General features: G+C 71.7%; 1 protein-coding gene. It reads left to right on the top strand.

Going from position 1 to position 254, the window contains the following annotated elements:
* Positions 1-8 precede the first annotated feature (8 nt).
* Positions 9-254, top strand: a 246-nt coding sequence (locus tag SB724_RS21040; protein WP_410572916.1) for an FAD-dependent oxidoreductase, incomplete at its 3' end; no start/stop codon positions are given.

Raw genomic sequence — 254 nt, 5'->3', positions numbered from 1 at the left:
GGCTTGCGCTGGCGCGCGCACTGCATGCGCGGGGGCGGTCGTTCGTGCTCGTCGAAGCGAGCACCCGGCTCGGCGGGCGCGTGCTGACGCGGCGCTGCGACGTCACGGGCCAGCGTCTGGATCTGGGACCCACATGGTTTTGGCCCGACACCGAGCCCCGCATGGCCGCACTGATTTCGGAGCTGGGGATCGAGAGCGTCCCGCAGCATGATCCCGGCGACGCACTCTGGCTGACCGATCCGAACCGCGGGCCC

This window comes from Bacillus sp. SIMBA_031 (assembly GCF_046535225.1).
Lineage (GTDB): Bacteria > Bacillota > Bacilli > Bacillales > Bacillaceae > Bacillus > Bacillus velezensis.
The sequence above is the reverse complement of the archived record's forward strand: the minus strand, read 5'-3'. Positions and strand labels throughout refer to the sequence as shown.